Annotated in this window: 22 protein-coding genes; 15 read left to right on the top strand and 7 right to left on the bottom strand. The window is 69.5% G+C overall.

Annotation, left to right across the window (positions count from 1 at the left end; all coding sequences use genetic code 11):
• Window positions 1–87: 87 nt before the first annotated feature.
• The 3 genes from MST3598_RS01150 to MST3598_RS01160 are packed head-to-tail and all read right to left on the bottom strand — an operon-like array spanning window position 88 to window position 3316.
• Window positions 88–1110: a Gfo/Idh/MocA family protein gene (locus MST3598_RS01150; protein ID WP_029258867.1), complete on the bottom strand. Its 1023-nt coding sequence runs from the start codon at window positions 1108–1110 to the stop codon at window positions 88–90.
• Entirely contained in the window at window positions 1107–2135 is a 1029-nt protein-coding gene (locus MST3598_RS01155) for a Gfo/Idh/MocA family protein (protein ID WP_029258868.1), read from the bottom strand. The genes MST3598_RS01150 and MST3598_RS01155 overlap by 4 nt, the downstream gene beginning before the upstream one ends.
• The gene (locus MST3598_RS01160; RefSeq protein WP_029258869.1) at window positions 2132–3316 is read right to left on the bottom strand and encodes an ROK family transcriptional regulator; all 1185 of its coding nucleotides are present in this window, start codon (window positions 3314–3316) and stop codon (window positions 2132–2134) included. Before MST3598_RS01160 ends, MST3598_RS01155 begins: the two co-directional genes overlap by 4 nt.
• 189 nt (window positions 3317–3505) lie before the next feature.
• Between MST3598_RS01160 and MST3598_RS01165 the strand changes: the two genes are divergently transcribed.
• The 9 genes from MST3598_RS01165 to MST3598_RS01205 all read left to right on the top strand — a co-directional run bounded on the left by MST3598_RS01165 (window position 3506) and on the right by MST3598_RS01205 (window position 13952).
• On the top strand, window positions 3506–4747 hold the full coding sequence (locus tag MST3598_RS01165) for an ABC transporter substrate-binding protein (protein WP_021200217.1): 1242 nt from the start codon (window positions 3506–3508) through the stop codon (window positions 4745–4747).
• A 75-nt stretch (window positions 4748–4822) separates the two neighbouring features.
• Complete coding sequence (locus MST3598_RS01170) at window positions 4823–5728, top strand: carbohydrate ABC transporter permease (protein WP_021200218.1); 906 nt, start codon at window positions 4823–4825, stop codon at window positions 5726–5728.
• Window positions 5725–6630, top strand: a complete 906-nt coding sequence (locus tag MST3598_RS01175) for a carbohydrate ABC transporter permease (RefSeq protein WP_021200219.1) — start codon at window positions 5725–5727, stop codon at window positions 6628–6630. The genes MST3598_RS01170 and MST3598_RS01175 overlap by 4 nt, the downstream gene beginning before the upstream one ends.
• Before the next feature lie 19 nt (window positions 6631–6649).
• Window positions 6650–7684, top strand: a complete 1035-nt coding sequence (locus tag MST3598_RS01180) for an NAD-dependent epimerase/dehydratase family protein (RefSeq protein WP_021200220.1) — start codon at window positions 6650–6652, stop codon at window positions 7682–7684.
• Window positions 7684–8745: a dihydrodipicolinate synthase family protein gene (locus MST3598_RS01185; RefSeq protein WP_021200221.1), complete on the top strand. Its 1062-nt coding sequence runs from the start codon at window positions 7684–7686 to the stop codon at window positions 8743–8745. Before MST3598_RS01180 ends, MST3598_RS01185 begins: the two co-directional genes overlap by 1 nt.
• Window positions 8746–8777: 32 nt before the next feature.
• Window positions 8778–9779: a hydroxyacid dehydrogenase gene (locus tag MST3598_RS01190; RefSeq protein WP_231494430.1), complete on the top strand. Its 1002-nt coding sequence runs from the start codon at window positions 8778–8780 to the stop codon at window positions 9777–9779.
• A complete protein-coding gene (locus MST3598_RS01195) occupies window positions 9776–10750 on the top strand; it encodes a hypothetical protein (protein WP_096359353.1) in 975 nt (324 codons plus the stop codon). The genes MST3598_RS01190 and MST3598_RS01195 overlap by 4 nt, the downstream gene beginning before the upstream one ends.
• A complete protein-coding gene (locus MST3598_RS01200; protein WP_096359355.1) occupies window positions 10747–11667 on the top strand; it encodes a GNAT family N-acetyltransferase in 921 nt (306 codons plus the stop codon). Before MST3598_RS01195 ends, MST3598_RS01200 begins: the two co-directional genes overlap by 4 nt.
• A gap of 107 nt (window positions 11668–11774) precedes the next feature.
• Window positions 11775–13952 (top strand): hypothetical protein, encoded by a 2178-nt coding sequence (locus MST3598_RS01205; protein ID WP_029258873.1) that lies wholly within the window; start codon window positions 11775–11777, stop codon window positions 13950–13952.
• 154 nt (window positions 13953–14106) lie between these two features.
• Here the strand turns inward: MST3598_RS01205 and MST3598_RS01210 are convergent, their stop codons facing one another.
• The 4 genes from MST3598_RS01210 to MST3598_RS01225 all read right to left on the bottom strand — a co-directional run bounded on the left by MST3598_RS01210 (window position 14107) and on the right by MST3598_RS01225 (window position 17179).
• Window positions 14107–15093, bottom strand: a complete 987-nt coding sequence (locus tag MST3598_RS01210) for a zinc-binding alcohol dehydrogenase family protein (RefSeq protein ID WP_172889118.1) — start codon at window positions 15091–15093, stop codon at window positions 14107–14109.
• Entirely contained in the window at window positions 15090–15533 is a 444-nt protein-coding gene (locus MST3598_RS01215; protein ID WP_029258875.1) for a MarR family winged helix-turn-helix transcriptional regulator, read from the bottom strand. The genes MST3598_RS01210 and MST3598_RS01215 overlap by 4 nt, the downstream gene beginning before the upstream one ends.
• Before the next feature lie 144 nt (window positions 15534–15677).
• Window positions 15678–16520: an SDR family NAD(P)-dependent oxidoreductase gene (locus tag MST3598_RS01220; RefSeq protein ID WP_029258876.1), complete on the bottom strand. Its 843-nt coding sequence runs from the start codon at window positions 16518–16520 to the stop codon at window positions 15678–15680.
• Window positions 16517–17179: a GntR family transcriptional regulator gene (locus MST3598_RS01225; RefSeq protein ID WP_029258877.1), complete on the bottom strand. Its 663-nt coding sequence runs from the start codon at window positions 17177–17179 to the stop codon at window positions 16517–16519. Before MST3598_RS01225 ends, MST3598_RS01220 begins: the two co-directional genes overlap by 4 nt.
• A 149-nt stretch (window positions 17180–17328) precedes the next feature.
• On the opposite strand from MST3598_RS01225, the gene MST3598_RS01230 reads away from it, so the two are divergent.
• From MST3598_RS01230 to MST3598_RS01255, 6 genes are all read left to right on the top strand, one after another.
• The gene (locus tag MST3598_RS01230) at window positions 17329–18693 is read left to right on the top strand and encodes an MFS transporter (RefSeq protein WP_021200230.1); all 1365 of its coding nucleotides are present in this window, start codon (window positions 17329–17331) and stop codon (window positions 18691–18693) included.
• The gene (locus tag MST3598_RS01235) at window positions 18693–20876 is read left to right on the top strand and encodes a hypothetical protein (protein ID WP_029258878.1); all 2184 of its coding nucleotides are present in this window, start codon (window positions 18693–18695) and stop codon (window positions 20874–20876) included. Before MST3598_RS01230 ends, MST3598_RS01235 begins: the two co-directional genes overlap by 1 nt.
• A gap of 34 nt (window positions 20877–20910) precedes the next feature.
• Window positions 20911–21300, top strand: a complete 390-nt coding sequence (locus MST3598_RS01240; protein WP_096359357.1) for a hypothetical protein — start codon at window positions 20911–20913, stop codon at window positions 21298–21300.
• 149 nt (window positions 21301–21449) lie between these two features.
• Window positions 21450–22301: a hypothetical protein gene (locus MST3598_RS01245; RefSeq protein ID WP_096359359.1), complete on the top strand. Its 852-nt coding sequence runs from the start codon at window positions 21450–21452 to the stop codon at window positions 22299–22301.
• A 53-nt stretch (window positions 22302–22354) separates the two neighbouring features.
• Window positions 22355–23125: an SDR family NAD(P)-dependent oxidoreductase gene (locus MST3598_RS01250; protein ID WP_029258880.1), complete on the top strand. Its 771-nt coding sequence runs from the start codon at window positions 22355–22357 to the stop codon at window positions 23123–23125.
• Entirely contained in the window at window positions 23122–24198 is a 1077-nt protein-coding gene (locus tag MST3598_RS01255; RefSeq protein WP_029258881.1) for an enolase C-terminal domain-like protein, read from the top strand. The genes MST3598_RS01250 and MST3598_RS01255 overlap by 4 nt, the downstream gene beginning before the upstream one ends.
• The last annotated feature ends 1 nt before the right edge of the window (window position 24199 follow it).

Below are 24199 nucleotides of genomic sequence, written 5' to 3' on the forward strand. Positions count from 1 at the left end.
GACCAGGTTCACGAGCTCACCGCTCGGTTCGGGTGAGCTCGTGACGGCTGTGTCCGCGGCTGTGGTTATCGTCCGTCGCGAGGCGCGTCAGAGGGCGATGACCGCGCCGCCGCGGGCGGCGGAGGCCTGCGCGGCCGTGGCGATCTCGACCGTGCGGATGCCCACGCCGGCGTCTGGCTGCGGTTGGCGCCCCTCGCTCACGGCGCGCACGAACTCGTCGAGCAGCAGCGCGTCGAGGTCGGCGCCGACCGGGCTCCAGGTCTCGCCGTGCGCATCGTGCCCGGCGACCCCCTTGGCGAAGGGACTGACCGTGACCGTGCCGCGCTCGGCGACGACCTGCAGGGTGAGTCCACCCCAGGTGGCCGAGCTCATCGGCCAGCTCCAGGAGCAGTCGATCGTGGCGATGACCCCGCTCGGGTACCGGATGGTCACGAGTCCGCCGGTCTCGACGTCGAGTTCGCTCTGCGCGTGCAGGATGCTGTTGGACACGGCGCGGACCGACTGGGCGCGCTCACCCAGCAGCTGGTCGAGCAGGTCGGCGCAGTGCACGACGTGGTCGACCAGCGCGCCGCCTCCGGCCAGCTCCGGATCGGTGAACCAGGCACGATCCTGCGGCAGCTTGCCGTTGTTGATGCCGGTGACGCCGAGGACCGTGCCGAGACGGCCGCTGCGCAGTTCGGCGATCGCCTCGCGCACGCTCGGCGCGAACCGCACCGGGTAGGCGACCATCAGGATCACGCCGGCGCGGTCGCACGCCTCGCGCATCGCGATCGCGTCGGCGACCGTCGTGGCCAGCGGCTTCTCGCAGAGTACGTGCACCCCGGCGGCGGCCGCGCGCTCGACGAGGGCACGATGCCGGGAGTTCTCGGCGGCGATAACGACCGCATCCGGTTTCCAGGCGAAGGCTTCGTCGTAGGTCTCGACGTAGGCGACGCCCAGCTCGGACGCGAGGTCTGCGCCGCGAGGGGCGTCGTCGGGAGCCGAAGCGCCGTCGGGGTCGGCCGCGATCAGCTCCACTCCCGGCATCGTCTGCAGCGCGTGCACATAACTGAGGGCATGCGTGTGCGCGAACGAGAGCACGGCGATGCGCAGCGGGGCGGAAGCGGTCATCGGGCGGCCTCCTCGGCATCGGGCGCGAAATGTTCAGGAGCGCGGTGTTCGGACAGCGCCACGGGGGCGCCGGAAGCGATCGACGCGTATGCGGCCTCGGCGACGGCGACCGCCTCGATGCCGTCCGCAGGGCTGACCCTCGCCTCCCGCCCCTCGCGCAGCGCGGCGACGAAGTCGGCGATCTCGGCGTAGTACGGACTCTCCTGCGGAGACATCGGCGGCAGGTAGTCGGCGTCGCCCGCGGGGAGCACGGCGTCGGTGCGCAGCGCATGGTCCTCGGCGCTGTCGTAGCGGAGGCGCCCCTCGGAGCCCGACACCTCGACGCTCGTGCGGAACGGCATGCCCGGAGCGACCCAGCTGCCGTGGATGTGGCTGATGACGCCGCTGCGGTGCGTGAGCACCACGTGCGACGTGACGGGGGCGGGAACGCGGTCGTCGATCGTCGGCGGGTTCTGCACTGCGTAGACGCTCGCGACGGGACCGGCGAACCAGACGGCCTGGTCGATGTCGTGGATCATCAGGTCGCGGATGACGCCCCCGCCCGCGCGTTCGGAGAAGAACCACGGCGTCTGCGGGGCGGAGCCGGCACGGCTGAACCGCTGCACGGCGAGCGTGCCGATGCGACCGGCGTCGATGCCGGCCTTGATCTGGGCGTATTCGCCCATGTACCGCACGACGTGGGCCGGGAAGAGTCGTACCCCGGCCTCTTCGGCGGATCGGGCCACGGTCGCCGCGGCTTCGGCCGTCGCTGCGAGCGGCTTCTCGCAGATCACGTCGAGTCCCCGGGCGATGGCGCGCTGCGCGAAGTCGGCGTGGGTGCTGCTGGGGGTCACGATGTCGACGATGTCGACCAGCCCGATGAGGGTGTCGACGTCGGGCACGAGCTCGAATCCGTACTCCTCGGCGATCTCCTCCGCTCCGACGAGAGAGGTGACGTACCCCTCCGCCCCGAGCGCCCGCCAGGCGTCGGCATGCACGCGGGAGATGCCGCCCGCGCCGATGAGTCCGACCTTCAACGTGCTCACTGCTTCTCCTCGGTTGTGTCGATGACGGGGTCTTCCGCCCCCACCGGTTCGAGCGGCCGCGGGGTGATGGGCGGCGCCGGCATGTCCTCGATGCCGTAGATCTCGGCGGCGTGCCGTTGGAACGCATGCACGACGGCTCCGTGCGCGGCGGCTTCGGCGCCCAGCCGTGCTTCGGCGATCGGCACCTGGAAGGGCAGGCCCAGGTGGCCGGGCAGGGCCGCCCGGAGCGGATCGAGCAGCTGCTCGTGCGCGGCGGAGAGCCCGCCGCCGATCACGATCATGGCGGGGTCGACCGTCATGGTCAGGGTGGCGATGCCGTGCGCGAGCTCGTCGATGAAGGCGTCGAGCTCCTGCTGTGCGGCGTGATCGCCCCCGCGGACCAGAGCGAACACCTCGGCGGCGGTCGGGGCGGTGCGCCACGTGATCTGGCCCGTCTCGGTGTTCAGCCCGCGGAAGGCGAGGCGGCCGATGTCGCCCGCGGCGTTGTGGATGCCGCGGCGCGGTCGTCCGCCGAGGATCAGTCCCATCGCGATCCGGTTGCCGACGGACAGGTAGATCACGTCGTCGACGAGTTGCGCGACCCCGAGATGGTGCTCGGCGACGGCCGCGAGCCGCACCCCGTTGTCGACCGCGACGGGGCAGCCGAACGCGTGCCGCAGCTGCGAGCCGATGTCGATGCCCGACCATTCCGGGATCACGACCGAGGTGGTCACGCGTCCCGCATCGTCGACGATGCCGGGGAGCGAGACCCCGACCGCTCGTACCTTCGATGTGGGGATCGACACGACCGAGAGGGTGCGGCGCACGTCGTCGATCACGGCCGCGAGCTTGGCTGCGCCGTCGAGCTGCTCGGCCACACCGGAGTAGCTGCGCTGCGCGATCACGACCCCTGACAGATCGGCGAGCACGACGCGAACGCTCGCGACACCGATGTCGACGCCCACGACGGTCCCGGCGGCACCGTGGAACGAATAGCGACGGGCGGGGCGACCGGCACCGCCGCCGTTCTGGGCGGGGGCGTCGACGATCAGGCCCGAGTCGGCCAGCACGGTCACCGCGTTCTCGACCGACGTGCGCGAGATCTCGAGCGAGCGGGACAGATCGTTCACGGTCGCGGGCCCCGAGTCGCGCAGCTGCAGAGCGGATCGCGCGACGATCGAGAGCGGGCTGTTCACGGCCATGTGCGGTCCCTTCCTCATCTCCGTCGTCGGGTGCGATCAAATTAGCACACCCAATTCTCAGATCAAGCTTTGATGTTCTCGAACGGGAAACACGGCGGAAACATGGCTCTGAGAACTTGTACTTGACGAATTATCCCATTGCAGTGTCATAATGAACCGTACTCAGCACGGTATAAGCAAAGGAGCACCATGCGCGTCAGCAAGATCACCGGCGTCGTCGCGGGAATCGCGGCCGCCACCCTGTTGGCCGGATGTTCGGCCGGCGGAGGCAACACCGCAGAGGGAGAGCAGGACATCACCGTCTGGCTCTACCCGGTCATCGCCGACGAGGCGGTGCACAAGGACTTCTGGGACTCGACGATCGCCGACTTCGAGAAGCAGAACGAGAACATCAACGTGAAGTACGAGATCTTCCCGTGGGCGAACCGCGACGAGGCTCTCCAGACCGCGATCGCGGCCGGCAAGGGACCCGACGTGGTCTACCTGATCCCCGATCAGCTCGCGGCGTACCAGAAGTCGATCGCCCCGCTCAACGACCTGCTGAGCACGGAGCGTCAGGACGACCTGCTGCCCAACGTGAAGAAGTCGGTCACGCTCGACGGCGACATCCTCGGAGCCCCGATCCTCACCAGCGCGCAGCCGCTCATCTGCAACGCCGCGGCGTTCGAGGCCGCGGGCGTCACCGAGTACCCCGAGACCTGGGACGACGTCACCGCGATGGCCCCCCGGTTCACCGAGAAGGGCATGTACGCCCTGAACTACCCGGCATCCGCGGAGAACACCCTCAACCTCACCTACTACCCGCTGCTGTGGCAGGCCGGTGGCGAGGTCTACACGAAGGACGGCGACGTCGGCTTCGACAGCAAGGAAGGCGTGCAGGCGCTCACCTTCCTCACCGACCTGGCCGAGGCGGGTGCTCTCGACCCCGAGGCGCTCACCACCAACGTCCCGCTCGAGCAGACCGCCGTCGCCCAGGGCAAGGTCGCGTGCACGTGGAACAACGCGGTCAACGAGGTCGTGCCCTTCTGGGGCGAGGAGAACGTCAAGGTCATGGCGCCGCTGACCGAGAAGGAGTCCGTGGCCTACGGCACGGTCGGATCGCTCTCGGTGCTCAAGGGCTCCAAGGCGCAGGACGCGGCGGCGAAGTTCGTCGAGTACGCCACCGGCGCCGACGTCGTCGAGCCGTACCTCAAGGCCGCCGGCTACTTCTCCGCACTCAGCACCACCGAGCCGCTGTACGCGGACGACCCGCTGCTCGGCGAGGTCGAGAAGTATGTTCCCGACACCACGGTCGGCGAGCTCAACGCCTCGTCCCGTGCGCTGATGGGCGTGCTCGCCCCGGAGATCCAGGCAGCGCTCCTCGGCGACAAGTCGCCGGAGGACGCGTTGAAGGATGCCGCGACCGCCGCGGCGCCGCTGGTCAAGAAGTAACACCTCGGGGGCGTGCGGAGCCCGAACTCCGCACGCCCCCGCACCCCTTCACTCCCCCCACGTGAGGTACCACTGATGACGACGGCAACCACGGCGAAGAAGCCCGCAGGGCGAGTCACGCGGGTGCTCGCACGACGAGAGGCGCGGATCGCGTTCCTGTTCGTGCTCCCCGCCTTCCTCCTGTTCATCGCCTTCCGCTTCGGCCCGAGCATCGCCGGAGTCGCGCTGAGCTTCTTCGACTACGACATCACCGGTGAGATCTCGTGGCGGGGTCTCGACCACTTCCAGCGCATGATCGCCGACCCGCTGTTCTGGCGGGCGATGGGCACCACGCTCATCTACACGGTGTGCGCCGTGCCGATCGCGCTGGTGCTCTCGACCGTGATGGCCCTCGGCGTGCGTCGGGCCTTCCGCGGCGCACGCTTCTTCCGCTCGATCTTCTTCCTCCCCGTCATCACCTCGCTCGTGCTGGCCGGGTCGATCTTCGTCTGGATCTTCTCCGCGAACGGACCCTGGTCGGCGCTGATGGCGCCCCTCGGTCTCGGCGGATCCTGGCTCGGCAGCACCGTCCTGGTGATCCCCGCGATCGTCGTCGTCGGCGTCTGGTCGCGATTCGGCTACGGGATGATGATCCTCATCGCCGCGCTGCAGGACGTGCCGCGCGAGCTCGAAGAGGCGGCGCTGATGGACGGCGCCAACGCCTGGCAGCGCTTCCGCTACGTGATCCTCCCGGTGCTGCGGCCGACGTTCTTCTTCCTGGCGGTGATCGAGACGACCGCCGCGTTCCAGGTGTTCGACGTCATCTACGTGATGACCCAGGGCGGGCCGGCGAACGCCAGCTACTCGCTCGTCTACATGCTCTACGACCAGGGCTTCCGCTACTTCGACTACGGCTACGCGGCCGCGATCGGTGTGGCCCTGTTCGTCATGACCCTCGTCGTCGCGCTCATCCAGCGCCTGGTGATCGGAAAGCAGAAATGACCGCTCTGTTGCAGCCGCCGACCCAGACCCCGGCGACGCCGCCGAAGACGTCGACGAAGCAGCGCCGCGCCTACCGCGCGCTGCAGCCCACCGGCTGGGGGATCGTGGGGCGATGGATCTGGCTGAGCCTGGCCGGCATCCTCAGCTTCTTCCCCTTCTACGCGATGGTCGTGCTGAGCCTGAAGCCCGGCATGGTCGTCGAGCTCCCGGGTTCCCTGCTGCCTTTCCAGGACATCTCGTTCGACGCCTACGAGCAGGTGCTCGCCGGGCAGAACATCCTCGGCTGGCTCGGCAACACCCTCATCTACTCGCTCGTCTCGGTCGTCGCGGTGCTGTTCCTCTCGGCGCTCGCCGGCTACGCGTTCGCCAAGAAGCGCTTCCGCGGCAAGGAGGTGATGTTCTGGTCGTTCCTCGCGATGGTGATGGTGCCGTTCCATGTCACCCTCATCCCGACGTTCATCCTGATGGCGAACCTCGGTGGCGTCGACACGTACTGGGGCCTGATCCTGCCGTCGCTCGCGAACGCACAGGCCGTGTTCCTGATGCGGCAGTTCATCCAGGGGCTGCCGGACGAGCTGTTCGAGGCCGCACGCATCGACGGCGCAGGGGAGTTCCGCATCTTCCTGCGGATCGTGCTGCCGCTGTGCAAGCCGATCCTGGCGACGCTCGGCATCTTCGTCTTCCTGTGGCACTGGAACGACTTCCTGTGGCCGCTCATCATCGCGAAGTCCAACGCGATGTTCACACTCACCGTCGGCATCTCGTCGCTGCAGCAGCAGAACGTGCCGCTGAGCACCATGCTCGCCGGATCCGTCGTGGCACTGCTGCCCATCTTCCTCGCGTACCTCATCGCTCAGCGGTACGTGCAGGAGGGCGTGGCCGGTACGGGCATCAAGGGCTGAGAAGAAGGGAAAGCACCACATGACTCAGCACCAGTTCACTTCCGAGGCGGAACTCGAGGAGGCGCTCGCGACACCGAGCGCCGCGCTGATCGCCGATCTCGCACGCGGTGCGGGCGACCTCGTGATCCTCGGCGCCGGCGGCAAGATGGGTCCGACCCTGGCGATGCTCGCGCGCCGCGGGATGGATGCCGCCGGACGCCAGGGCGACACGGTCTACGCCGTCTCCCGCTTCGGAGACGCCGCGATCCGCGAGCGCCTGGAGAGCGCCGGGGTGAAGGTCGTCCCGTTCGACCTGATCGAGAACGACGACTTCGCATCCCTCCCGGATGCCCCGAACGTGGTGTTCATGGTCGGTGCGAAGTTCGGCGCCGCGACCAACGCGTCGTGGGCGTGGGAAGTCAACGCCGCGCTGCCCGACCGCGTCGCCCGCCGCTACCGCGACAGCGCGATCTCGGTGCTCTCGACCGGCAACGTCTACCCGTTCCTTCCTGCGGCTTCGGGTGGAGCGTCTGAAGAGGTGCAGCCCGCACCCATCGGCGAGTATGCGCAGTCGTGCCTGGGACGTGAGCGCGTCTTCGAGTTCGGGGCGCAGGAGCGCGGCACCAGGGTCGCGATCATCCGCCTGAACTACGCCGTCGACCTGCGCTACGGCGTGCTCGCCGACATCGGCAGCGCCGTGCATGCGGGACAGCCCGTGTCGGTCGCCACCGCCAACGTCAACGTGATCTGGCAGGGTTACGCGAACGAGGTCGTGCTGCGCAGCCTCGTGCACGCCTCGACCGACCCCTTCACGATCAACCTCACCGGCCCGGAGCTGCTGAGCGTGGAATCGATCGCCCGTCGCTTCGGCACCCTGTTCGACCGCGAGGTCGAGATCGTCGACGAGCCGCAGCCCACCGCGCTGCTCAGCGACGCCCGCCGGTGCATGGCGCTGTTCGGATACCCGGCGGTCTCCGCCGAGACCCTGATCGGCCTCCAGGCCGACTGGATCGAGAAGGAGCTGCCGATGATCGCCAAGCCGACCAAGTGGGCCGTGCGGGACGGGAAGTTCTGATGACCGTTCCCCCTCTGCGCCCGGAGGCCGCGGCGACCCTCGCCCGTGGCGCCGTGATCCCGGCGCATCCGCTCGCCCTCACCGCCGAGCGACGCATCGACGAACGCCGTCAGCGCGCGCTCACCCGCTACTACCTCGACGCCGGGGCCGGAGGCATCGCGGTCGGGGTGCACACGACCCAGTTCGAGATCCGCGATCCGGAGCACGCCCTGTTCGAACCGGTCCTCGCGCTCGCCGCGGAGGAGCTGGATGCCCGCGCGGATGCCGACGTGGTGCGCATCGCCGGTGTTGCCGGTGGCACGACCCAGGCGGTCGCCGAAGCGGAGCTCGCCCGCGACCTGGGCTACGACGCCGTGCTCGTGAGCCCTCGCGTCGCCGGTGCCGACGAGCGGGCTCTGCTCGAACGCGCCCGCGCGGTGGGCGAGGTGCTGCCGGTGGTCGGCTTCTACCTGCAGACGGCGATCGGTGGACCTGTGCTCGATCGCGACTTCTGGCGCGAGTTCGCCTCGATCCCGGCCGTCGTCGCCGTCAAGGCCGCTCCCTTCGACCGCTACCGCACGCTGGAGCTGGTGCGCGGGGTCGCCGCCTCCGGCCGTGCCGACGAGATCGCTCTCTACACCGGCAACGACGACGCGATCGTGGCCGACCTGCTCTCCGAGTTCCACGTGGATTCGCCGACCGGTCCGCGCACCCTGCGGTTCGTCGGTGGGCTGCTCGGCCAGTGGGCCGTGGGCACACGTGCCGCCGTCTCGCTGCTCGAACGCGCGCAGCGGGCGATGGGGGGAGACGAGGACGCCTACCGCGAGCTGGGCCTCATCGCCTCCGACATGGTCGACGTGAACCAGGCGGTGTTCGATCCGGGCAACGATTTCCACGGCGTCATCGCCGGCGTGCACGAGATGCTCCGCCAGCAGGGGCTGCTCGATGGCACCTGGTGCCTCGACCCCGCCGAGGGTCTCTCGCCGGGGCAGGCGGAGGAGATCGCACGGGTGCGTCTCGCGTATCCCGATCTGAACGACGACGCCTTCATCGCCGCGAACCTCGAGACCTGGTTGAGGTGAGTGTTGCGTTGAGTGTCGAGATGAGCGTGGGCATGAGTGCGCCGACCGTGGTCGCGGTCGTCTCGGAGGAGCTCTTCACGGAGTTCTTCTCCCACGCGGATGCCGAACGCCTGCGTGCGGTCGCCGCGGGTCTGGGCGGCGGGTTCGCACGGGTCGATCGACTCGCAGAGGCAGAGCTCGGCGCCGCACGCGTCGTGATCACGAGCTGGGGCGTCGGCCCCTTCGACGCGGCCGTGCTCGCGGCGCTGCCGAACCTCGAGCTGATCGCGCACACCGGTGCGACGATCAAGCCCTTCGCGACCGATGAGCTGTTCGACCGCGGTGTCGTCGTGACCCAGGCGGGTGCGGGCATGGCGCGGCCGGTCGCCGAGGTGTCGCTCACCTTCACGCTCGCCCTGCTGCACCGGGTGCCCGAGATGCACAACGCCCTGCGCGCCGGCGACGGCTGGTACGACGCGGATGCCGTGGGCGTGCAGCGCGAGATCCTCGGCACCCCCATCGCGGTGATCGGGGCGTCCCGCACCGGGCGGGCCTACCTCGAACTGATCCGGGTGCTCGGCGCCGAGCCGCTGCTGGTCGACCCGACCATCGATGCGGAGGCGGCCACCGCTCTCGGAGCCGCACTCGTCCCGCTCGACGAGGCACTCCAGCGTGCCCAGATCGTCGCGGTGCACGCCCCCACCCTGCCCGAGACCCACCACCTGATCGGTCGGCGGGAACTCGCGCTGATGCCCCACGGCGCGGGGCTCGTGAACACCGCGCGCTCCTGGATCGTCGATGAGGCGGCGCTGATCGACGAGCTGCAGCGGGGACGGCTGAGCGCCGCGATCGACGTGTTCGACGAGGAGCCGCTCGCCGCGGACAGCCCGTTCCGCGCGCTTCCCGGAGTGCTGGTCACCCCGCACCGAGCCGCCGGGACGACCCAGGGACGACGGCGTCAGGGGCGGATCGTCGCCGACGAGGTCGAGGCCTTCGCCGCGGGGCGTCCCCTCGCGCACGCCGTCTCCCGCGGCCAGCTGTCGTCGATGGCATGACCGGCACCCCGCTGCGTGTGGCCTTCGCCGGACTCGCGCACTCGCACCCCTACAGCGACGCCGCGAACGTTCGCGCGCTCGGTGCCGAAGTCGTCGGGGTGCACGATGCGGATGCGGGGGCGGCCGAGGAGTTCGCCCTGCGCTTCGGTGGCGCGGCGGTGGCCTCGCTCGATCTGCTGACGGCGGTGCGTCCCGACCTGGTCATCGCGACACCGCGCCCGCACGATGTCCGGGGCTTTCTGCACCTGCTCGGCAGCCGAGACGCTCCGGTGTTCGTGAACAAGGTGATCGCCCCCACCGGGGCTCGATTCGCCGAGATCGACCGCGTGCTGACGGCATCGTCGGCCCCCGTCGGCACGAGCTCCGTCCTGCGCTTCGCTCCGGCGCTCGTCGCGCTGGCCGGGCAGATCGGGGGCGAGGATGTGCTCGCGCTCCGCGTGCACGCACAGCACGACAATGCCGCCTTCCAACTGCCGGACCGGGCGTGGCAGGACGACCCGCGGCGCGGTGGCGGTACGGCCGTGACGGTCGGGGTGCACGCCTGGGAGATGGTCGATGTGCTGCTGCCCGGGGCGGCTCTCGTCTCGGGGTCCGGCTGGACGCGCACGCGCCCCGGATCGACGAGCGCGTCGGAGGATGCTGCGGGCATCGAGGGTCTGCTGCGGGTTCCCGGCGCGGAGCGCGAAGTGCCGGTGCAGGTGCTCGTCACGGGGACGCCGGGCGCGGATGCGTACGGAGCGGAGGTGGTGACGGCCGCCGGTATCCGTTCGGTCTCGCTCGACGTGGACGGCGATCAGGACGCGGTGGGCGATCAGGGTGAGGGGCCGAACGAGACGCTGGGGTTCCGTGACCTGATCCACGCGTTGCTCGATGCGGCACAGCGCGGGGCGACCGTGGCTCCCTGGGGCGAGTCGCGGGTGGTCGTGGCGAACACGATCCGCGCGGCCGAGATCGCCCGGAGCGACGCATGAGTGCACCGATCATCCGTGCGGCTCGGGCCGAGGATCAGACCGCGCTCACCGCGCTGTGGGCGCAGGCGTTCACGCCGCCGCTCGCCCCCGACCAGTGGCTCATCGATCAGGAGCGGCTCGCGCACACACTCGTCGCCGAGGACGATGACGGCCTGTGCGGTTCGATATACGGTCTGCCCAAGCAGCTGCGCGAGTCCGATGGCGTCGCCGAGGTGCACGCGATCGGCAGCGTCGCGGTGGCCGAGCGGGCGCGAGGACAGGGCCTCGCCCGTCGACTCGTGGCGGCGACCCTGCAGACGGGCGGCGACGCCGACTGGGCATTGCTGTTCACCGGCACCCCGGAGGTGTATCGGTCCAGCGGCTTCGACACCTTCTCCATGGCGCGCACTCTGGCCGGCTCCTGGACGGCACCGGTGTCGGCCGGGACCGATGCGCGAGTCGAGCGCGCGACCGTCGGACTCGGGAGCTTCCGCCCGCTGTGCGAGGTCTACGAGTGCTCACGTGCGGGCAGGGTCGTGCTCGCCCCGGTGCGTGGTGACCGCGACAGGGCGATGGCGGAGGTGCGGATGCGGGATGCGACGCTGTACTGCCGGACCGAGGGGTCGACGGTGCTCGGCTACGCGGTCGCCGAGCGTCGCGGCGGGATCGGCACGCTCCTGGAGAGCGCTGTGCTCCCGGGAATGGACGGCGACGAGGTGCGCGATGAGCTGCTCTCCGCCATCGCCGTCGACTGGCACTCCGCCGGGGTGACATCGTGCGAGCTCGCCGTTCCCGCCCTGCCGGAGGAGGATCGCGCACTTCGCGCCTTTGCCCCCGAGGCCGTGCGGCAGGACGACCGCACCGGGATGATCCGTGCGCTGCGGCGTGCGCCGCGGCTCGACGGCATCCGCCATTTCACGGCGGGCGACTACTTCTGAGCGCCTCGCTCGGAAAAGCGCTGGGGACGGGGGATCGATCGGATGATGCGGCCCGGCCGAAGGACCGGACGCCTGACCGCGGCGATGACGCCGCAAGGAGGATGAGCATGACCCAGAAGATGAGCACGACCCAGAAGGAGACGGCCGCTCTCGAGAGCCCGACCGCGACCCTGCGCAGCAGGCGCATGCTGCTCGCCGGCTTCGGCGCGGCGGCGATCGGAGGCGTGGCGGCCGTCAGCGCGCAGACTCCGGCGCAGGCTGCCGGCCCCATCGTGACGCAGGGCGATTCGGGATCGTCGTCGGTGGCGAACGGCGGCACGGCGACCACGCTCGTGAAGCGCAAGGGCAAGGACGGTGATCTGGTGCGCACGACCGGTTACGCCGCAGCCGGCGACGGGGGTGCCGGGCTGTACCGCTTCGTGAAGAAGGACGCTCCGGCGGCGAACGGCGGCACCGTGCTGGCGGCCCCGAAGGGCGGAGCGTGGCTGCTCGTGCACGGCGGGATCGTGGACTTCCGGATGTTCGGGATCATGGATGCGAGCGTGAACGCCGACGACGCCCTCGACGCCATGGTGAACGACGCGAGCATCCACCGCATCGAGGGGCACAGCCCCCTCAACTTCGTGCGCCGCCACAGGTTCTCACGGTCGAACATCGCCTTCGACTTCGGGGGACACCTCATGACCACGGTCGGCATCGAGAACGCCGGCAAAGACGATCCGTTCGCGGCGGTCATGTTCTTCCGCGGCGAGGTGACCGATGCGGTGCAGGAGGCGAAGCTCGGCGAGGTGGTGCCGGATCTCGGCGACGTCTTCCCGGTCGCCGATTCGTCGTTCTTCGCTGTCGGCGAGTGGTACGCGGCAGAGGTGAACGCGCTGTCGGGTCGTTGGGAGCGCGAGCTGCAGCGCATGGTGCAGGTCACGCAGATCGTGGACGGCACGCACATCCGCATCAACTACAAGAACGGCTGGCCGCTGGGCAAGGACCGCACGATGACCTGGCGCCGGGTCGTGCCGGTGCAGGACGTGACGGTGTCGAACCTGAAGTTCCTCGGCACCGGTACCGACGAGTACACGGGATCGCACCCGCTGGCGTTCGAGTACGCGGTGCGCTGCGACGTCGACCACATCGACGGCACGGGGACCTTCTGGCCGCTCATCCAGCGCCGGTGGAACACCTACTATTCGACCGTGAGCTGCACGCTCAACAACCCGACCTCGGTCACCTGGGGTGGGGCCGGCTACCTGACGCAGCAGATCTACTGCCTCTACGGATACGTCGCCAACTGCCACACCGCGAACGCCCGGCACCTGAACGACTTCACCGCGAGCGCCTACTGCCTGGTCGAGAACTGCCACGGCGACGGTGACGACCAGGGTCCGTTCGTCACCCACGGGCAGTACGAGCATGACCTCACGTACACCGGCAATTCCGGTCTCATGACGTTCGCGAACTCCGGTGCGGCCTGGGGCTCGGCGGCCAAGCGCATCACGGTGCGCAAGCACGTGTGCTCGTGGTTCGTCGCCCGTGTGCGCATCACCGACCTCACGCTCGAAGACGTGCAGGTGATCGGCAAGCCCTCGCTCGCCGGCTCCGGCATGCTGTGGATCAACGCCGACGGCGCGCAGCTGCGCGGGTGCACGGCATCCGACACCCTCGTGATCACGCAGGCGTCCGACAATTCCGCACGGCCGACGGTGATCGCCGACTCGCACTTCACGTTCGTCGCGCCGGGAGAACTCACCAACGCCACGGTGAAGACACCCGTTACGTTCGTCGACACGGTGCTCGACCGGGTCGGCGGCATGAAGATCGCGGGAGCCGGAGCGGTCACGTTCCGGGGATCGACGCTCACGGCGGCTGACGATGCCGCGCCGATCGCCTCGTCGTCGGAGCGTCTGCGGTTCGAGGGATCGACACTCCGCAACGCCCGTATCGCCGCGGCCAGAGGAGAGCGGCAGGCCGTGGAGATCGCGGGATCGGACGTGGCGGTCAAGGGCGGCACCGGCGTCTCCCGGACCGGCGACGGCGAGCTGCATCTGACGCTCTCCGACAGCACCTTCCGCGCGGAGGGGGCGGCGACGCACGTCGCGGTCACGAAGGGCGCGACTCACTACCGCGCGGTCGGCAACCGCTTCGAGGGCGGGGCGCTGGAGCTGGCGGACGCCGCGTTCGGCGGCTCGTCCACGTTGGTGCACACCGGTAACGTCGAGTCGGGCGTCACGCGCACGGCCTTCTCCGCCGAGGGCCCGCGCGTCGTCGACACGGCGAACCTGAGGGTCTGAGCCGGGCGCGCTTCCTGGCGCGAGTGCAGCGGATGCCGCCGAGCGCACGGGAGGCTGCCGAGTGCACGGCTTCTCGACGTGAAGAAGCCGTGCACTCGGCGAGCACCCGTGCACTCGGCGGGGTGTGGGGTGTGTGAGGCGTGGGGGTGTGGGGTCAGAGGCCGGTGACGACGACCAGCTTGCCGACGGCGGTGCCCTGTTCCATCGCGGTGTGCGCCTCGGCGATCTGGTCGAAGGCATAGACCCGGTCGATCGGCACGGTGGCCTCGCCGGCCGCGACCGCATCGAGGAAGCCCTGGAGCACAGCCGGCGGCAGGTCGGCCGCGCCTCCGCCGTACGCGCTGAGGCGCACGCCGCGGGGGATGTACTCGATGGGGTAGAAGTCCTTCACGGTCCACTCGTTCGAGAGCATCCCGGTGAAGCAGACCACGCCGTGCACGCGCGTCGAGCGGAGGGTGTCCGGCAGGGTCGGCGTGCCGACCAGCTCGAGAGCCGTGTCGACGCCCTCGGGCAGGATCGCTCTGACCTGCGCCTGCACGTCGCCGTCGTCGATGAGCACGTGGTCGACGCCGATGCGGGTGAGCGCCTCGGCCTTGCGGGGGTTGCGTGTGGTCGAGAAGACCGTCATCCCGCGCTGCTTCGCGAGCACCGCGGTCGCCATCCCGATCGACGAGGTGCCGCCGCGGATCAGGATCGACTGGCCCGGCTGAGCGTCGAGCCCCACGGTGAGCGATCCGTACGAGGTCTGCAGCATCTCGGGCAGGGCGCCGAGGGTGCCCCAGTCGAGGTCGCTCTCGAAAGCGATCACCTGGGTCGTGGGAACGCAGGTGTACTCCGCGTATCCGCCGTCGTACGCGCGTCCCATCCCGCCCATCACCGCCACGACCTGCTGGCCGGGGGTGAATTCGCCCCCGGGCGCCTCGACGACGACTCCGGTCGCCTCGATGCCGAGCACGCGGGGAAAGGTGACGCCCTCCGCCAGGCCGAGTCGGGTGTGGAGTTCGGAGCGGTTCAAGCCGAACGCCTTCACCTGGATCAGCACCCAGCCCTCACTCGGTGTCGGGATCGGCAGCTCGCGGATGGTGAGGGCCTCAACGGGGCCGGGTGCGTCGAGCACGATCGCGCGCATCATCTCGGTCATGGGGTGACTCCTGTCGTCGGTATGGGCTTGCGCACCCGAAGGGTGGCGAGAGTGGTGGCGAAGTGCTGAAGGTCGTCGGCGGAGACGCTCTGGAACCACGGCTCCAGTTCTCTGCCGAAGGTCTGGGTCGCGATCGTCAACATGTCCTCGCCCGCCGGCGTGAGCGTGATGAACGAGGCCCGCCGGTCGTCGGGGTTCGGTGTGCGCTCGCAATAGCCCGCTGCTTCGATGCGAGCGACCAGCTTGCTGGTGCCGCCCTCGGTGATCGAGAGCTCGGTCGCGATGTCGGAAGCCCGGCAGTTCTCGATCCGGTCGATGGCCCGCATGGGCTCGAACCAGCTCAGCGGCAGGGAATGCTCGGCGCGGAGACGTCGGTCGACCGCCTCCCAGATCTCCATCTCGAAGCGGATCACATCATCGAAGAGTCGATGCAGGTCCACGGCGCATCCTTTCCACGAGCACTGACTTACTTTCCGTGGCAAGTATATGGGCGATTCGGTGGACCGGGCGCGAGAAGGGCGAATCTCACCTGCGGGGGAGGCGGCGGGAGAGGTGCCGGAGCGAGGTGGCGGGAGGATGCGGGACTAGGTGGAGGAGATGCCGACGAGCTCGGCGCTGCGCTGCCAGAGCGCCTCGGCCAGGGCCGCGTCATCCACCTGCGGATTGACCTTCGCGGTCAGCTGACGCTCGTCGTAGTAGGCGCCGGAGAACCATGTCTCATCAGGGGTGCCCTCGATGAACCAGCGCAGGGTCGCGCCACCCTTGTCGGCGCCGACGAGCATGAGGTGCTTGAGCGGTGTGCGGTAGAGCAGGCGCATGATGCTCGACGAGTCCGAAGCGAAGTTCGTCTGCACGGTGCCGGGGTGGAACGCGACCGCACTCAGCCCGTCGGCGTGGAACTTCGTGTGCAGGCTCTTGGCGAACAGCACGTTCGCGAGCTTCGCATCGCCGTAGGCCTTGTTCGCGCTGAAGCGGCGGTGATTGTCGAGGTCGTCCACATCGAGGTGGCCGAACAGGCGGTGCGCGATGCTGGAGGTGTTGATGACTGCGCCCTCGGCCTTCAACAGCTGAGGCCGCAACAGGTTCGTGAGCAGGAACGGCGCCAGGTGGTTGACCTGCATGGTCTTCTCGAAGCCGTCGACCGTGGGGGTCTGATCGCCGAAGATGCCACCGGCGTTGTTCGCCAGCACGTGGATGCCGCCGTCGCCGACGCCCTCCACGATCTTCGTGGCGAGCGCCCGCACGTCGTCGAGGCGTGCGAAGTCGGCGGTGAACCACGCAGCGCCCGTCTCCGCGGCGACCGCACGGGTCTTCTCCTCCGAGCGTCCCACCAGGATGAGCCGATGCGGGGACGACGCGAGCTGGCGGGCGGCTGCCGCGCCGATCCCGTCGGAGGCTCCGGTGAGGACGATCGTGCGCGCGGTCACGGGGTGTCCGCGTCGGTCGACGGGGTGATGCGCTCGACCGCCCTGGTCACGTGCGCGGCGATCACGGCCTGCGCCTGCTCCGGGTCACCGCTCGCGATGGCATCGACGATCTGTTGGTGGCTGCGCACATGCTCTTCCTGCTCGGCAGGGTCGAGAGCGGCGTTGGCGGCATGCAGGAAACCGGTGATGCGTCCGCGCAGCTGGCCGCTCAACTCGTCGAGGAAGCGGTGCTCGGCGAGGTCGGCGAGCGTCTCGTGGAACAAGCGGTCCTGGCGCAGCACCTCGTCGATGTCGCCGGGTGCCGCATCCGCCATCGCCTGGATGATGGCACCGAGCCGGGCGGCGGATTCCTCGCTCCACCGCTCCTGCACGCGGATCGCCATGAACTGCTCGAGCACGATCCGCAGGCTCGAGATCTCCTGGAGGTCTTGTGCGCTCAGCTGGGCGACGCGGGCGCCGCGGCGGGGCTCCCGGGTGATGAGGCGCTCCTCGGCGAGACGGGTCAGTGCCTCGCGTACCGGGATGTGGCTGACGCCCAGCCGGTCGGCGAGCTTGCGTTCGACGAGGCGCTCACCGGGGGCGAGTTCTCCGGAATGGATGGCCGCGCGCAGCTCGTCTGCGACCTGTTCGGCGATGTTCTGATCCGAGACGCTGCGCATTCGGTGCCCTTCTCGATCCGCGGTTCCGTCTCGTCGAGCGGGCGCGCATTCGTTCGCTCGATGCTATGGCATTTTCCGGATGAGTGGACACGGCGAGGGTTTTGCTAGATGCTATAGCAAGCCAGTCCATCGATGACGAAGGAGTTGTCATGTCCGGGAACGGAATCGCCCCCGATACGCGCACGTCAGAGGAGGTCGGGGCCTCCGCCATGAAGAAGGCGATCTGGCGCCTCGGCCCGTTCCTCGGGCTGCTGTATCTCGTCGCCTACATGGACCGCAACAACGCGGGCTTCGCCAAGCTGGAGATGACGGCGGCGCTGCAGATCACCGAAGCGGCCTTCGGATTCGCCGCCGGCATCTTCTTCATCGGGTACCTGCTGTTCGAAGTGCCCAGCAACCTGCTTCTCGAGCGCTTCGGTGCGCGCAAGTGGATCGCGCGCATCATGGTCTCCTGGGGCCTGGTCGCCGCGCTGACGGCCTTCGTGCAGGATGCGACCCAGTTCGCCATCGCACGCTTCGTGCTGGGCATCGCCGAAGCCGGCTTCTTCCCCGGAGTGCTCCTGTACCTCACGCTCTGGTTCCCGCGGCAGTACCGCACGCAGGTGCTCGCGGTGTTCGTCTTGTCGAACCCGATCGCGAACGCGGTCGCGGCGCCGCTGTCGGGCTGGATGCTCGAACTGCACGGGATGTGGGGCCTCGACGGCTGGCAGCTGGTCTTCCTGCTGCAGGGCATCCCCGCGGTGATCCTCGCCTTCGTCGTCTTCTTCTGGCTGCCCGACCGCCCGCAGGACGCCCGCTGGCTGGACCCGACCGAGCAGCGGTGGATCAACGACACCCTGGCCGCCGAGACCGCGGCCACCGAGCAGAAGCACGGGCGGCTGCGCCTGCGCGAGGTGTTCAGCAACGGGCGTCTGTGGACCCTGATCGTGCTCTTCTTCGGCGTCGTGTTCGGCGCGTACGGGCTGGGCATGTGGCTGCCGACGATCGTGAAGAGCATGGGCGACTTCTCCAACTCCACCACCGGATGGCTCGTCGCCCTGCCGAACCTGTGCGCCGCGCTCGTGATGCTCCCCTGGGAGCGCGCAGCCAGGAAGCAGGGCAACATCCCCCTGCAGATCGGCATCACGCTCACGATCACCGCGCTCTCGCTCATCGCGGCGGTCGCGGCCCAGGGCACGCCGATCCTCGCGCTCGCCGCCCTGTGCGTCGGCATGTCGGCCCTGTTCTCGACGACACCGCTGTTCTGGAGCCTGCCGCCCATGGTGCTCACGGGCACGGCGGCTGCTGCCGGGCTGGCCTTCATCAACTCGGTCGGCAACCTGGCCGGTTTCGCCGGTCCGTATGCGATCGGCTGGATCAGCGAGACCACCGGATCGGCGATCTGGGGTCTGCTCCTCATCGCCGGGCTCACCCTGCTCGGCGCGAGCATCGCGTTCGTGCTGAGTCGACGGGCGGACTTCACGGTTCCGGCCGAGGTGCAGTTGAAAGCGGACGCCACGTCCGGGGTGCGGTGATGTCCCGCGCCGAACTGGATGCGAGTGTGCGATCGGCGGGTCGCCGCGCCGTCATGACCGGACTCGGTGCGGTCGCCCTCGGCGCTGCCGGCTCTCTCGCCGGTGCGACGGCCGCTCAGGCCGCTCCCGTCGCGGCCGGTGCGAAGGACATCCTCCGCGCGGAGACGGTCTCCGACCTGTCCCGGTTGCGGGCACGCGACGGCGAGGTGGCCATCGTCGCCGGCTACCGGACCCCCGGCGACGCCGGGCTGCTCGTCTACGTAGGCTGCGGCGGGGCCGACGTCGCGGCAAACGGCGGCACGGTGATTGCCGGAAAGCGCGGCACCACGTGGCTGCTGCAGCATGACGGCACGGTCGACTTCCGGGTCTTCGGCATCACCGGGCCCGAGACGGCGGCCGATGACGCGCTCGACGCCCTGGTGAACGACCTCCGCGTCCGGCGGATCGAGGCGAGCACCGATCTGCTCTTCCAGCGGCGACACCGCTTCACCCGTTCCCACCTCGAGATCGACTTCGGCGGTCATGTGATCACGACGGAGGGTATCGAGGCGAACACACACGACAACCCGTTCGGTGCGGTGATGTTCTTCACCGGGGTGTCCCGCGACGTCACCGTCGAGCACGCCCTGGCGGAAGCCTGGCCGGAGCTGACGGATGCGGTCGCCGTGCCCGATGCGTCGAAGTTCGCCGTCGACACCTGGTGGGCGGTGCAGTGCGATCCGGTCGCCGGAGGTGGAGCCGACGAGCGTGAGCTTCAGAGATTCGTGCAGGTGACGCAGCAGATCGACGGCACCCACATCCGGATCGATTACCTCAACGGCTGGCCGCTCGACAAGGGGCGAAAGCTCGTCTGGCGGCAGGTGGATCCGGTCGCGGGGGTGCGCATCTCGAACATGCGGTTCCTCGGGGCCGGGCCCTTCGACGGGCCGACGGACGGCTCCTTCCCGGACTCTCGCGAGCTCACCGGATCGCACCCGATCGCCTTCGAGTACGCGATCCACTGCGATGTCGCCGACGTGCACGCCAGCCGCACCTGGTGGCCCGTCATCATGCGCAGATGGAACACCCACTTCACGACCGAACGCTGCTCGGTCGAGAACCCGCCCACGGTCTTCTACGGCGGTGCGGGCTACCTGACGCAGCAGATCTACAGCCTGTACGGTCGCGTGAGCGACTGCACGTCGTCGAACGCGCGGCACCTGAACGATCTGACGGCCAGCGCCTACTGCATCGTCGAGAACTGCCACGGAGACGGCGACGATCAGGGCGGGAACCCCTTCACCACGCACGGGCAGTACGAGCACGATCTCACCTTCATCGGCAACTCGGGGCTGATGGATATCGCCAACTCCGGGGCGCAATGGGGCACCGCCGCGAAGCGCATCACGGTGCGCGACCACGTCTGCTCGTGGTTCGTCGCCGGCACGAAGATCAGCGACCTGACGCTCGAGAACGTCCGGGTGATCGGACGATCGACGTTCGATCCGCAGGCGACCATGACGATCAATGCCGACGGGGCTCAGCTGCGCGGCTGCACCGCCGGGCTGCTGGCGATCGGCCAGCGATCGGCGCGATCATCGCGGCCGACGGTGATCGAGGACTGCACCTTCGCCCTCCCGAAGGATCAGGTGCTGATCCAGACGCCGGTCTCGGTGCCCGTCAGCTTCGTGCGATGCACGATCACCGGAATCGACGGGATGAAGGCACGAGGCGCCGGAGCCGTCGAGTTCGTCGACTGCCGGCTGAGCGGTCCGGCAACAGGTGCCCCGGCAGAGCTCGGTGCGTCGAGGGTGACCATCCGGGGCGGCACGGTGCGCGATGTGCAGCTCACCGTGACCGCGGTGCGGGACCAGGCCATCGCTGTCGAGGGGGTCGAGCTGTCGACCGAGCGCACCGACGGCGCTCTGCTGAGCAGGGCCGCCGGTGGGGGCGTCGTGACCTGGCGGGTGGGTGGCGTGACATCGACCGTGCCCAAGGGTGCTGCCCACCTCGACATCGGCGTGGGGGTCAACCACGCTCGCATCACCGGGAGTCAGTTCGTGGGAGGACGGATGCGGCTGGCCGATGGCTTCGCCGCACCCTCCACGCTGCTCTACAGCGACGGCGTCGAGCGCGGCGTCGAGGTGACTCTTCCCGAGGCTGGAGCACGTGTGCTGATCGCCGACGTGCTGACGATCGCCTGAGCGGCGGCATCATGGAGAACATGGAGGACCAGGTTTGAACGACACGGCACCGGCCACACGTCTCGGCGCCCGCATCCGCATCCCCCGCACGCGGGCGCGCATCGGTATCGCCCGACGCGACATCACGCCGCCGGTCGGCATCCGTGCCAAGAACTGGGGACCCGCCGACTGGGAGCGATCCGAGGGGGCGCATCGTCCGTTCGAGCTGACCGCGCTCGCCGTGATCGCCGCCGACGACCGCCCGCGCGTGCTGCTTGCGGTGGACGGTACCTGGTGGCGTCGCGTCGCGGATGAGCAGGGTGTGCGCGGAACGATCCTCGACGCTCTCGGGCTCGACCCCGATCAGCTGATGCTCTCGCTCTCGCACACCCACGCGGGCGCCGTGCTCTGTGCCGCGGATGCGCATCTGCCGGGGGAGAGCTGATCCCGGGGTATCTCGAGGCGCTCGCTGCCGCAGGGGTCGCCGCCGGGCGCGAGGCGCTCGACGGTGCGGTCCCCGGGCTGATCGAGTGGACGACCGGCACCTGCTCCCTGGCCGCCGACCGTGAGCTCGACGTCGACGGCCGCCCTCTCGTGGGGTACAACCCGCAGGGCACGGCCGACGACACCGTCACGATCGGGCGCCTCAGTGTCGACGGCGCGGTGCGAGGCACGCTCGTGAACTACGCGTGCCACCCGACCACGCTCGCCTGGCAGAGCCGTGAGGTGTCGCCGGACTACGTCGGGGCGATGCGCGAGGTCATCGAGTCGGCCACGGGGGCGCCCTGCCTGTTCGTGCAGGGGGCATCGGGAGAGTTGGCTCCGCGCGAGCAGTACACCGGCGACGTCGCGGTCGCCGATCGACACGGACGTTCGCTCGGGCACGCGGTGCTCGCGGCGTTGGACGCGCTTCCCGTTCCCGGAGAAGAGCTGACGCTCGACGGCATCGTCGAGTCCGGTGCACCGCTCGCGATCTGGACGGGCCGGACGGCGGAAGGCGGGGAGGATGCGGCGGGTTCGGTCACGAGCGTCGAGCTTCCGCTGCGCGACCTGCCGACGCTCGACGCGCTCGCCGAGGAGTGGAAGGATATCGACCCGCGCTCGCGGGAGGAGCGTCTCGGTCGCGCGCGCAATCTGCGTGACGGATACATCGACGGTCCGACCGTGCAGCACCCTGTCTGGGCCTGGAGGCTCGGCGATGCCGTGATCGTGGGGCATCCGGGTGAGGCGTACTCGCGACTGCAGACCACGCTGCGCGCGCGGTTCCCCGCGACGCCGATCGTGGTGATGAACCTCACGAACGGCCCGGGGTTCGTGTACCTGCCGACGCGCGATGCCTACGACCGCGGGGCGTATCAGGCGTGGCAGACGCCACTGGCGCCGGGCGCACTCGACCTGCTCGAAAAGCATGCCGTCGCCGTCGTGGGCGATCTGCTCGACCGCTGACGATGCTCCCGATACACTTGCTATAGCAAATCTTGATCTTTCTGAGGAGAGCAATGACCGCCCCCACCCCTGCCGGCTCCGTCGCCGTCGTCACCGGAGGATCCGCCGGGATCGGATGGGAGATCGGCCAGCGCCTCGCCGCAGACGGCTACCTCGTCGTCGCCGCCGACCGGGTGCCGGGCCTCACCGCCGACGACAACCCCGCCGGCATCCTGTGGCGCGAGCTCGATGTCACCGATCATGCCGGCGTCGACCGTGTGTTCGGAGAGATCGAAGCCGAGCTCGGGCCGATCGAGGTGCTCGTCAACAACGCCGGCATCCAGCGCCATCGCGGCATCGAAGACCTCAGTTGGGACGAATGGTCGGCCGTGGTCGACGTCAACCTGCACGGGGTGTTCTCGGCGCTGCAGGCGGCAGGGAAGCGGATGCTGGAGCGGGGCGATGGGCGCATCGTCAACATCTCCTCCATCTCGTCGCGCGGCTCGGCCGGTCGTGCGCCCTATGCCACGACCAAGGCCGCGGTGATCGGACTGACCTCGACCGCGGGTGCCGAGTGGGCGTCGCGCGGCGTGCGGGTCAACGCGGTCGCGCCCGGCTACGTCGACACCGGCGTCTTCCGTCAGGGCGTCGAGGCGGGCACCCTCAGCCTCGACACGATCCTGTCGCGCATCCCCGCGAAGCGCCTGGCCGAGGCGAGCGAGATCGCCGCCGCGGTCAGCTTCCTCGTCTCCGACGAGTCGCGCTACATGAACGGACAGACCCTCTACGTCGACGGCGGCTTCATGGTCGACTACGGCGTGCCGCTGGCGAAGAAGCCCGAATGAGCGCGATCGCCCGCATCGACACGGCCACGGCCGTGCTGCCGCTCCTTGCACCGTTGCACCTGGGGGCGATGACGGTGACCCGCCGCGAGTACAGCGCCGTGCAGGCGACGGCTGACGACGGCACGACCGGGGTGGCCTATTGCCTCTCGCGGGAGGCGCCGATGGCCGAGATCGTCGATCGCCTCGTCGCGGCGCACGCGGTGGGTGCGGATGTCGACGACCCCGCGGCGACCTGGGAGCGGATGCTGCGCGGCAGCGCGATCGTCGGACGGGTGGGGTTGGTGCGGCGCGCGATCGGCCTGGTCGACATCGCGCTGTGGGACATCGCGGCGCGGCGTGCGGGTGTGCCGCTGTGGACGCTGCTCGGCACGGGTGACGCCCCGCGGGAGTCGATGCTCGTCGCCGCGTACCCGTCTGCCGAGCGGACTCCCCGCGAGGTGGCCGATGAGGTTCTCGCGCAGGCGGAGGGCTGGACGAACGTGAAGATCTCCCGCATTCCGGATCCGGCATATATGCGTGAACTGCTCGCCCTGCTGAACGCCGAGCTTCCCGATGCGACCGGTCTGGTCGTGGACGTGGGCTTCGGCTGGCCGGATGCCGACACCGCGCTGGCCGAGATCGCGCGGTGGGGCGACCCGCATCTCGCGTGGCTGGAAGACCCCCTGCTCCCCGAAGACGCCGAGGGGGTCGCGCGCATCCGCCGGGAGTCGGGACTCCCGGTCTCCGTGGGCGACGAGGTCACCGACCCCGCTGTGCTGAAGGCGCTGGTCGATGTCGGCGGTGTCGACGTGCTGCGACTCGACGTCGTCGCGATCGGCGGCGTGACCCCTGCCCGCGAGATGATCGATTGGGCAGCCTCGCGCGGTGTGCCCGTGTCGGGGCATGTCTATCCTGAGATCACCGCGCACCTGGGCATCGGTGTGGAGACGTTCGCCCGGGGAGTCAACCCGTACGATCCCGCGCCATCGTTCATCCTCGGCGGTCCGTCGTTCGACGGCAGGGTGCGGCCGACGGGCGCGGCGGGCCTCGGCTTCGTGCTCGACCCCACCGTCTTCCGATTCGAGAGGGACTGAG

Source organism: Microbacterium sp. TPU 3598, assembly GCF_002356155.1.
GTDB lineage: Bacteria > Actinomycetota > Actinomycetes > Actinomycetales > Microbacteriaceae > Microbacterium > Microbacterium maritypicum_A.

Bases quoted from the DNA above. Each gene is read 5' to 3' on its own strand.
- MST3598_RS01150 (WP_029258867.1), bottom strand. From the start codon at position 1,110: ATGACCGCTTCCGCCCCGCTGCGCATCGCCGTGCTCTCGTTCGCGCAC.
- MST3598_RS01160 (WP_029258869.1), bottom strand. From the start codon at position 3,316: ATGGCCGTGAACAGCCCGCTCTCGATCGTCGCGCGATCCGCTCTGCAG.
- MST3598_RS01165 (WP_021200217.1), top strand. From the start codon at position 3,506: ATGCGCGTCAGCAAGATCACCGGCGTCGTCGCGGGAATCGCGGCCGCC.
- MST3598_RS01170 (WP_021200218.1), top strand. From the start codon at position 4,823: ATGACGACGGCAACCACGGCGAAGAAGCCCGCAGGGCGAGTCACGCGG.
- MST3598_RS01175 (WP_021200219.1), top strand. From the start codon at position 5,725: ATGACCGCTCTGTTGCAGCCGCCGACCCAGACCCCGGCGACGCCGCCG.
- MST3598_RS01180 (WP_021200220.1), top strand. From the start codon at position 6,650: ATGACTCAGCACCAGTTCACTTCCGAGGCGGAACTCGAGGAGGCGCTC.
- MST3598_RS01185 (WP_021200221.1), top strand. From the start codon at position 7,684: ATGACCGTTCCCCCTCTGCGCCCGGAGGCCGCGGCGACCCTCGCCCGT.
- MST3598_RS01190 (WP_231494430.1), top strand. From the start codon at position 8,778: ATGAGTGCGCCGACCGTGGTCGCGGTCGTCTCGGAGGAGCTCTTCACG.
- MST3598_RS01195 (WP_096359353.1), top strand. From the start codon at position 9,776: ATGACCGGCACCCCGCTGCGTGTGGCCTTCGCCGGACTCGCGCACTCG.
- MST3598_RS01200 (WP_096359355.1), top strand. From the start codon at position 10,747: ATGAGTGCACCGATCATCCGTGCGGCTCGGGCCGAGGATCAGACCGCG.
- MST3598_RS01205 (WP_029258873.1), top strand. From the start codon at position 11,775: ATGACCCAGAAGATGAGCACGACCCAGAAGGAGACGGCCGCTCTCGAG.
- MST3598_RS01210 (WP_172889118.1), bottom strand. From the start codon at position 15,093: ATGACCGAGATGATGCGCGCGATCGTGCTCGACGCACCCGGCCCCGTT.
- MST3598_RS01225 (WP_029258877.1), bottom strand. From the start codon at position 17,179: ATGCGCAGCGTCTCGGATCAGAACATCGCCGAACAGGTCGCAGACGAG.
- MST3598_RS01230 (WP_021200230.1), top strand. From the start codon at position 17,329: ATGTCCGGGAACGGAATCGCCCCCGATACGCGCACGTCAGAGGAGGTC.
- MST3598_RS01235 (WP_029258878.1), top strand. From the start codon at position 18,693: ATGTCCCGCGCCGAACTGGATGCGAGTGTGCGATCGGCGGGTCGCCGC.
- MST3598_RS01250 (WP_029258880.1), top strand. From the start codon at position 22,355: ATGACCGCCCCCACCCCTGCCGGCTCCGTCGCCGTCGTCACCGGAGGA.
- MST3598_RS01255 (WP_029258881.1), top strand. From the start codon at position 23,122: ATGAGCGCGATCGCCCGCATCGACACGGCCACGGCCGTGCTGCCGCTC.